Source organism: Paraburkholderia phytofirmans PsJN (assembly GCF_000020125.1).
GTDB lineage: Bacteria > Pseudomonadota > Gammaproteobacteria > Burkholderiales > Burkholderiaceae > Paraburkholderia > Paraburkholderia phytofirmans.
On the sequence record NC_010679.1, the window covers coordinates 112,669 to 121,122 of the forward strand.

Genomic DNA, 8,454 nt, shown 5'->3' on the forward strand with positions numbered 1-8,454 from the left:
AGAGGATTGAAGGATACCACGCAGGGTTCACGCTCTGAACAAGGCCGGCCCCAGCAGGGGCAGTTGGCACTTCCGGTCGACGCCCAGGCGGATGCGGTGCCGCGTCGGAAGCGCAATGTTAGTCCACCGCAGCAGCTCGAACTGATTCTCGCGGACATGATCGACGTCACGCCCAAAGACGATCTTGCGTCGATGGAGATTCCGCTGTACAGCCTCTCGAAGCATTCGGATACGGAGCAGCGCGTCTACCAGCGCGGCAACCGTACCGTGCGCGTCATTCCGTCCGGCGTAGGGGCCGCAACGGTGTTCGACAAAGACCTCATCCTGTACGTTGCCTCGCAGCTCGTGGAACGGCTCAACCGCAACTTGCCAGTGTCGCGCACAGTCCAGGTCGAATCGTTCGATTTCTTGAAGGCGACGAGCCGCGACACGAGCAGAAGTGGTTACGAAAGCATTTTCAACATGCTTCGTCGGCTTCGCGGTACGACTATCGAAACGAACATCCCGACCGGCGGCAAAATCCAGACGGACGGCTTTTCGATCATCACCGACTACTCTGTGATTACTGGCAAGAAGAGCTACAACAAGAAAAAGGACGAGCATATCTTGCGCGTTCTTTCCTTCACCGTGACGCTCTCGGACTGGCTCTACAACGGTCTTCTCGAACTGGAAGTGCTTACGCTGAACCGGCAATACTTCCAGCTCGGCAAGGCCATCGAGCGCAAGCTATATGAAGTGGGCCGCAAACACTGCGGAACCGAAAAGGCGGTATGGGCCGTGGGCATCGACTTACTGATGGAGAAGATCGGCTTTAGACGCGACCGTGCCAACTTCCGCGCCGAGTTGCGCGAGATCATCCGGGCCGACTCCCTGCCCGACTATCGCATCGCGCTCGATCACAGTAAGCGTCCCGATATGGTCGTTTTCTGTACGCGCAACGCGGCACTGCTATCGAAGTACATCCGAAACGAAGGCTGCTACGACTGGTTCAACGCTCTCGAAAGCAAAGACACCCTCGCCGCAGCCTGACCCCCCCGTCTACACGCCCCGCCGGCCGCGAAATTTTCGGGTTTCGCGGATGTTTTCGCACGCCCGTTCGTCGCCTCCAAACACCTGACCACAGCCTGCGGCCCGCCTTTTCGCGGGCCGTCGTGCTTGTCGGGTTTCGCGGATGTTTGAAGGAAATACCGATTCGGGTTTCGCGGATGATTTTTTCGGGTTTCGCGGATGTTTTTGGCCTTCCAGTGCATCGCTGTGAGGTAATAGGGACGCGCTTTTGCGAGATTTTGCAGCAAAGAGGGGACTAAACGCGTGTTTTCCGTCCGCAGGTCCGAGTGTCGGGTTTCGCGGATGTTTTTGATGGTTATCCACAGCCGCGCGGCGAAAGTCGGGTTTCACGGATATTTGCATCGGGTTTGGCGGATGTTTTCTGTCGGGTTTGGCGGATGTTCCGATTCGGGTTTGGCGGATGCAATTCGCCCTGAAATGCCGGCCGGGCGGGACTTCCGCCGAACGTAACAACGCGCGCGGCTTTTAACGGTTTTTCTTTTAACGTTTGAACGCGCCGAAGAGGCTCCCGCCTCTTCTCAATCCCACCCACCCATCTCCGGCCGGACTAAGCATCCAGCGCGGCAAGCCGCGCCAGATGCCAAGTCCGAAAACCAAATCAAATCCACGCCACCCGCAAGCGGGGGCATACACGGCGCTTCGCGCCTTGACGGCCCCCACCCCCGGACACTCTCTCGCCGCACGAGGTCTAAGTCGCCCGGCGCGTCCCTTCGGGCCACCCCGCCCGACTAAGACCGAGGGTAAGCCCCGCTCGGCGCGTCCCTGCGGGCCACCCCGCCCGGGGTACTCGGCCCGGCCGGGCGAGCCCGGCCCCTTGGCCCCGGCGATCACTGCCATCGAACCGCCACCGCCCAAAAGTTTAGCAAGAAGGGGGGTCTCTCTCGCCAATTCGCCTCGCGTTACGCGAATGCGGCCTGCTGACGCCCCTGTTCGCTGGTTCCGAGTATCCACGGCCCGGTCAACATCGTCAGCCCGACCACGACCGCTTTAGGGCGTCATCACTTTCTGCGCGGGATGGTCTCAGCGCACCGGCACCCTGCACAAAAACGTGGGCGTGCCGATATTGACATCATGCCGCTCGCGCCGGCCTCACTAAATCAACACATTTGGTTTTCTAAATGTAGTGGTTTAGAATCCGTTTATGCCACAAAACAGGTCGCCCATGATCGTCAGCCAACCCACCATCGCCATGTCGGCCGAACTTCAGGCTGCGTTCGATCACTTCAACGCCGAACTGTTCGAAGCGCGTCTGCCGCCGACGCTTATTACCCTCCAACGACATCGACTGACGCCAGGGTTTTATACCCCGGACGGCTGGGTGAACCACCGCGACGGGCAGGAACGAGCTGACGAGATTGCGCTGAACCCGCGCTACTTCGCGGTCCAGACACTGAACGAGAGCATGAAGGCGCTCGTGTTGCAGATGACCTTTGTCTGGCAACGCCACTACGGTAAGCCCGGCCGGCGTCGCTATGCGAACAAGGAGTACGGCGAGAAACTGGTTTCCATCGGCCTTCAGCCGAGCCACAACGGTAAGCCTGGCGGCCGGACGGTCGGAGAGAAAATCGACGCCTTCGTGATTGAGGGCGGCCTGTTCGAGCGAGGGTGCGCAAAGCTCCTGACCAAAGATTTCACTCTGTCGTGGCTCGACCGCTTTCCCGTCACGCTGAAGCAGCTCGCGAAGACTCTGCACCAGTTGCCCGAAGAAACCCGCACTGCGCTTGATGCAGATGAGCTTGCTGCGCTGGACATCCAGATCGCTGAAGGAGAGCGGCCTACCGCGAGCCAGGTGCGATACCACTGTCCAGTGTGCTTCCGCAAGGTGTGGGGAAAGAAGGGTCTCGAAGGCGAGCTGGCCCATGTGCCATGCCAGCAAGTCCTTGTGATCGGCGACATACCTGACGACAAAGAAACCTGACATTCCACCGGCGCACAGCTATTCCTTCCCAACCTACCTACGGACCACACTGATGCTTCGATTCCTTCCTGCTGGCGTTTTCCTGTACCTGATCGGCGGTACGCTTTTCGGTTTCGGTGCCTGTCTCGGCACAGCTTTCGGTACGCCTGGCGTGACCGCTCTCGGCTGTACGGGTATCGGCGCGATCCTCATTGCAATCGGCTATTTCATCCTGCGGCCGTTGCTGCGTGAGGCCAAGGCCGAAATCAAGGCGCGCACGCGCTCACAATGGACTGGCCGTGATGGTGAAGAGCCGGCCGCCGATGCGGAGCCCGCTGAACGATGATCTTTGTAACCCGTCTTTTCATTGTCGCCCTGATTGGCCTTTGCATAGCCTTCGGCTACCTGAAATGGGGTGAACCAGCGTTGCGCGCCATGAAGCCGGTCCACGCTAGCGCACTCGCCGACAACGAACCGGCCACCGATCCCGTCGCCGAGCCGGCTGCGGGGACAGCCACGGTCTCCCCGGAACTTCGGCCGCTCTATGGCGAATACGTCGCGCGAGCGTCGAATGGCCGCTACTCGCTTAACTTGGGATCGGCCGGCGCTTCGATGGTCTATACCGACCCAGCGAACCATCAGTACGTTTATCGAGGCCATTACACCGTCGACGGCCACGCGCTTCAGGTCATCTGGCGCGAGCAGCAGACAGAGAACGGATGGAAGCCCATCACGCCGGTTCCAGACAACATGACTATCGTTTCCCTCAACGCCATCAACGCGCCGCAGCGCGCCTTTGTGCGCCACGTAGCGGCTTCTCGGCAATCTACCAAGGAGCACTGATGTCCCGGCTTCTGAAACGACTCCATCGAATGAACCGATGCAAGTCAGGCGAGCTGCCGTTGCTCGAACATGAGCTGCCCCGCTCCGATCCGAGCGAAGCGTTTCCCGCTGATTCCCACCCACATCAAGCCCCGGTCAAAATCGAAGCTGTGCAACGCAGCTCGTTTGCCCTGGAGCGCGATGCAACTACTTAACCGCTGACGATGAACATTGAACAACTGAGCTACCGCGAACTTCTGGCGCAGCGACGCGCACTGGACGAACAGATCGAGCAGGCGCGCACCGCCGAGCGCGGCGAGGTCATCGAGACCATCCGTGAGAAAATGAGCCTCTACCAGATTACAATCGCCGAGTTGCAAGGCGACTCACCCAAGCGAGTGAAGAAGCCCGTTGAAGTGCGTTACCGCGATCCTGATAGCGGTTCGACGTGGAGCGGACGCGGCAAGCCTCCGCGCTGGATCGCCGGTAAGGACCGGGCTTCATTTCAGGTCTGACGCCGCCGCGTCTTATGCAGCAAGCCGGGTATACCCCGGCTTTTTTGTTGTTTTTCGTATTTCTTTCTGTCTATTTTGCGTGATAGACATAGAGACTTACGGTTGATACAATCGTTGAACGTGGCCGGATTATGTCCGATTTTTTGCCGGCCGACCCGAGAGCACAAAATACACAACAGAAGAGAACATGGCGAAGAAACTTACCCGACTTACGAGCGAAGAGTTTGACGAACTGGTTTCTAATTCTCGCGCGGAGGACGCCACGCATACGATGGCCAGAGCTGTGCTGGTCGACGGTCGCGGTTACGCGGAGGTCGGCCATGAGCACGGCATCGAGCGCCAGTTGGTGTATCAGGCCGTCCAACGTTTGCTGAAGGTAGGCGATACCGCGCCCGCGACTTATACGTACACCGGGCCGCCCGAAATGTTTGCCGAAATTGACGCAGTTGTTGAAGATCATCGAGGCCGCAAACTGCTGACGGCCGAACAGTTCGAGGATGCCCTCTCGCAGAGCGGACAGGGCGAACAGATGGCCGCGATATCGAGGGCGGTGCTGGTCGATGGCGTACCGCCGATCACGCTCGCGCGCGAGCACGGAATCGCTCGGCACCTGGTATGGCAGGCCGCGCAAAAGACGATCATGCAGAAGTTCGACGCGGCGACGGCCAGCACGCGCGTCTACAAGGGTAGCCCAGCGATGTTCGAGGCCATTGATGCCATTGTGGCGGCGTATCGGAAGGGCAAGACAGAAGCGGCCGGAACGCCGGCAAAACCTCCGAAGAAATCGCGCCGAAAAGCGGCCAGCGCGTAGCATTACCGGCCGCCAAGTTCGATCACGCAGTCACAGGAGGTCAAGCATGAAGGGGAAGCATGTTGTCGCGCTAATCACGTTAGCGGTGCTTTTCGGCGTCAATGCGCTTGTAGTCTACGTCTGTTCATTTTTTTCCGTCGCGTCGTGGCTTGTGTTCACTATCAGCATAGTCGTGAGCACGGTTATCGGCAGAGTTGTTTCCGAGTTTCTGCACGACGCTTACATGATTCACATGCTGAACAAAGGTCTGGAAAACAGGAAGCGGTTGGCATCCAGCGTCGACCGCGATCCTACGCCATCCATCCCCCCTGTTCTTCTCTATGTGCTCGGGCTCGTGCATGTCTTCGGCGGCACGTTTGCGCTGCTCGACTTCTATCGGGCCGGCGCAGCCACCGATCCAGCCACCGCTACAGTTGGCTTCTTCATTGCAGTTGGTGTCGCCTTCATTGGCCTCGCCGTTCTGCGTGCCTTTGCGCCGAAACGTATCCCAAGGTGACGTGCTGACCGGCTCCTGCGTTCGCCCAAAGGTGAGCTTTATCAGGATGCGGCCGGCAAAAAAAAGCCAGGGCCTCGACCCTGGCGAACGTCCGCTGATAGCGGACCCGAGAGCACCTACTGCTACTGCCCTGCTTACCTCCCTTCAGATTTCGTTGCCGCGCCGGCGTCCTTGAACGACAGCACGTAGTTTCCGCTCGCGTCGCGTTGCACGTCGACGTGTCCGCTCACAATGCTGCCGTCCGGTAGGGCCACCGCCGCCGCAGCCACCGGTTCGAGCTTCGGCACCTTCACGGTTGCAAGCGGCGGCAATTGTGCCGGCGGACGCGCTTGCATCTTCCCGTGGGAAAGCATGAGGAAGCCGGCCAGCGAGAAGACCATTGCGCCAACGATTACACCGACGACAGCGTTCAGGCGCTTCGCATCCAAACGCCGCAATGCCATTGCCGGCCGCGACGTGCGCACGAGCAGTCCCAGCTCGGCACACTTCCGGTCAATCAAGGCTGAAAGCCGGTTCATCAGCCGGCTGTAGGGGCCGGACATCACGATCCGCACGCCGACAGTTCCTACCCACACGACTACGCAGAACCAATGCCAGTTTTGCGCACCGCTTGTCCATTGACGCGGATCGTTCACGGCCAGCAGCGTGACCCATTCCCGCGTGCCCGCCCCGAGCAAGTGTGCGAGGGCTATCACCAAGCCCACCGCGAAAAATGGCATGAGATAGGCCCACACTGCCGTTGAAAAAGCCCACGTCACAAACCGAGCCGCCTTTGCCCACCGTTCATCCGGCGTGCGCGGCACGCCTTTCAATACCGATCCGTTCACGTTGTTCCTCCGGTCAAAATGGTCGGGCCGGCTTCGCGCCGGCCGGTTGCATTACTTGTCTTTCTGGATCGTCCACGTTAGCGGCGGCACCTTCTCCCGGCCGTCCGGCAACGTGACACGAATGCCGTCGCTTGCGCACGTCTGGCCGTTGTGCTTTGCCCCTTCTGAAAAGGCTTTACCATCGTAGTAGCAGGCTTTGCTGTTGTCCTGCTGCGCGGCGGTCTGCAAGGAATGAATCTCCGAATTCATCTGCGTCAGAAGTGCCACTTGCATCTGCGACGATTGCAGCATTTGGAGTTCGATAAGTTCCTTCTCGGTTCGCGGAGTCGAAGCGGCAGTGGAACCGATAGGCTGGGCGGTACTCTCGCCGGCAACGGCTGAAACAGACGCAAAAGCCACGAGCAACGCAGCCAACATTTTTGTTTTCATCTAGGAATCCTTCGTTGTGGTTTGGAAATGGTTGCCTTCTTGTCGGTCGGCGCTTATTCGCTAACCGGCGTGATTCGAAGCGAATTGTCCGCATCGAGCGGGATCACAGTCACCCCTTTCCGCGTGATCGACGCCATGAGCCCGGAGACGGTCAGCCCGGCAGTATCCACCGTGCGAGACAGGCACCAGTCCGGCCCCATGTCTTTCATGCCAACCTCGTGCGTGTCTTGCGCCGAAATAGCAACCGCACCAACGTTCCCCGATGCGTCAACGGTTATGGGTCTGATCGCCAACGCACGACCGATAAAAACCTGACTCGACGCCAACGTATGGGTTTCCTTCGTCCCGGTACACGTTACCTGCCCAACTTCGTACCCGTCGCGATGCAGCAACCCTTGACTCAGCACGGTTTCCCGCGTGAAAAGAATGGTTTTGCCCTTTTGAATCCAGTCGACGTTAACTACAAGCGGCGCGGAATCCACCGAACGCGTTCCATTAACCGGCAGATTGCCTAGCGTTTCGCCCGCCGTTGCCGCGACAGTCAGCAGGGAGAGAGCCAAAGCCACGATAGTTTTTTTCATTCGATATCCTTATTACTTCGAGAGCACAGACGTTAGCGATTCAACAATGATGCCTTGCCGGCCTGTACGGCAAGAAGTTGACGATAGATTTTTCGGGCGTACACATCGCGCTTGTCGGGCGACTTTGCGTTGTACGCGCCGATAGCGTCCCAATTGAATCCTAGACGCTGAATATTGCTGGCGAGAATCCAGTTGCCTACGTAGGCGTTCTTACAGCCGTCCAGAAGGTCGGCTTCGTGAATGCCATAGCGTCGAAGGGTTGGAAGCCAGGAAGAGTTGATTTGCATTAGGCCAATGTCACGCGAACCATTCTGGTTCTTCGTGACGACCCCCGGCCGCATACTGCTTTCCTGCATGGCGATGGATCGTGCGAGGTCCGGCGGGATATTCCAGTATCGCGCCGCGTCATCGAGGCAGTCCGCGCGCGCCGTTGCAACGCACGCAAATAGAAAAAGCGCCGCAGCTCGGCGCGCAGCGCTCAGTCTTGCGGACGGCCCTTTAGCCAGTCCGCGATTATTTCCAAAAGTAGTTTCGGCACAGAGACCGTCACCCCTCGCCTGGTGCTTTCTCGGCCCGCTTCTCGTGCCAAGGCCGTGTAGATCGCTATCGGAAGCCGCAGCAGCACGCCTTTGGTCTGTTCCGCCGATTCTGTTTTCTGTCGTTCCATGAAAGGGTGATGAAAAGAAGTGTGCCCCGTGGCGTAGACGCCCCACGAGCTGCGCAAGGCCGCGCGAGCGCCGCTGTACAGGCGGGCGGAGGAAAGAAAAACCTCCGATTCTAAGCTGTCCGTTTTGCTCCCGCATACGTTTTTCCCGCGCTGATCGCGCCCCTATACCCGAATAACTGTAAAAAGTCCACCAAACCCTAAAGAACAGGGCTTTTCTTGCCGTTACACCCTGATACGGCACGGCGGCTCAAACCTTTAGGCCCGACCTTTCCGGTGATTGCGAAGCTGACGCTTGATCCCCTTCCTGGCTGCATCTTCCCATCGGATCACCCTACCTCGTA

12 protein-coding genes are annotated in these 8,454 nt (G+C 58.9%); 8 read left to right on the forward strand and 4 right to left on the reverse strand.

All coding sequences use genetic code 11. From position 1 onward, the window contains the following. Positions 1-156: 156 nt before the first annotated feature. The 8 genes from BPHYT_RS36550 (at position 157) to BPHYT_RS36580 (ending at position 5,609) form a co-directional block, all read left to right on the forward strand. Positions 157-1,029, forward strand: a complete 873-nt coding sequence (locus BPHYT_RS36550; protein ID WP_148225238.1) for a replication initiator protein A — start codon at positions 157-159, stop codon at positions 1,027-1,029. Positions 1,030-2,230: 1,201 nt separating this feature from the next. Next, complete coding sequence (locus BPHYT_RS36555; protein WP_012431053.1) at positions 2,231-2,986, forward strand: zinc metalloproteinase Mpr protein; 756 nt, start codon at positions 2,231-2,233, stop codon at positions 2,984-2,986. A 52-nt stretch (positions 2,987-3,038) separates the two neighbouring features. Beyond that, the gene (locus BPHYT_RS36560) at positions 3,039-3,311 is read left to right on the forward strand and encodes a hypothetical protein (protein WP_012431054.1); all 273 of its coding nucleotides are present in this window, start codon (positions 3,039-3,041) and stop codon (positions 3,309-3,311) included. Further along, a complete protein-coding gene (locus tag BPHYT_RS36565) occupies positions 3,308-3,808 on the forward strand; it encodes a hypothetical protein (RefSeq protein WP_012431055.1) in 501 nt (166 codons plus the stop codon). Before BPHYT_RS36560 ends, BPHYT_RS36565 begins: the two co-directional genes overlap by 4 nt. Further along, entirely contained in the window at positions 3,808-4,002 is a 195-nt protein-coding gene (locus tag BPHYT_RS37855; protein ID WP_012431056.1) for a hypothetical protein, read from the forward strand. The genes BPHYT_RS36565 and BPHYT_RS37855 overlap by 1 nt, the downstream gene beginning before the upstream one ends. Before the next feature lie 9 nt (positions 4,003-4,011). After that, a complete protein-coding gene (locus BPHYT_RS36570; protein WP_012431057.1) occupies positions 4,012-4,302 on the forward strand; it encodes an H-NS histone family protein in 291 nt (96 codons plus the stop codon). A 187-nt stretch (positions 4,303-4,489) separates the two neighbouring features. Next, positions 4,490-5,113 carry a TrfB-related DNA-binding protein gene (locus BPHYT_RS36575; RefSeq protein ID WP_012431058.1) on the forward strand — a complete coding sequence of 208 codons (624 nt, stop codon included), beginning with the start codon at positions 4,490-4,492 and terminating at the stop codon, positions 5,111-5,113. A 46-nt stretch (positions 5,114-5,159) separates the two neighbouring features. After that, a complete protein-coding gene (locus BPHYT_RS36580; protein WP_012431059.1) occupies positions 5,160-5,609 on the forward strand; it encodes a hypothetical protein in 450 nt (149 codons plus the stop codon). A 134-nt stretch (positions 5,610-5,743) separates the two neighbouring features. Here the strand turns inward: BPHYT_RS36580 and BPHYT_RS36585 are convergent, their stop codons facing one another. The 4 genes from BPHYT_RS36585 to BPHYT_RS39605 all read right to left on the reverse strand — a co-directional run bounded on the left by BPHYT_RS36585 (position 5,744) and on the right by BPHYT_RS39605 (position 8,249). Then, positions 5,744-6,412 carry a hypothetical protein gene (locus BPHYT_RS36585; protein ID WP_407669307.1) on the reverse strand — a complete coding sequence of 223 codons (669 nt, stop codon included), beginning with the start codon at positions 6,410-6,412 and terminating at the stop codon, positions 5,744-5,746. 75 nt (positions 6,413-6,487) lie between these two features. Beyond that, the gene (locus BPHYT_RS37860) at positions 6,488-6,865 is read right to left on the reverse strand and encodes a hypothetical protein (RefSeq protein ID WP_012431061.1); all 378 of its coding nucleotides are present in this window, start codon (positions 6,863-6,865) and stop codon (positions 6,488-6,490) included. A gap of 53 nt (positions 6,866-6,918) precedes the next feature. Further along, positions 6,919-7,446: a hypothetical protein gene (locus BPHYT_RS36595; protein WP_012431062.1), complete on the reverse strand. Its 528-nt coding sequence runs from the start codon at positions 7,444-7,446 to the stop codon at positions 6,919-6,921. A 32-nt stretch (positions 7,447-7,478) separates the two neighbouring features. Beyond that, the gene (locus tag BPHYT_RS39605; protein ID WP_083772141.1) at positions 7,479-8,249 is read right to left on the reverse strand and encodes a lytic transglycosylase domain-containing protein; all 771 of its coding nucleotides are present in this window, start codon (positions 8,247-8,249) and stop codon (positions 7,479-7,481) included. Positions 8,250-8,454 lie beyond the last annotated feature (205 nt).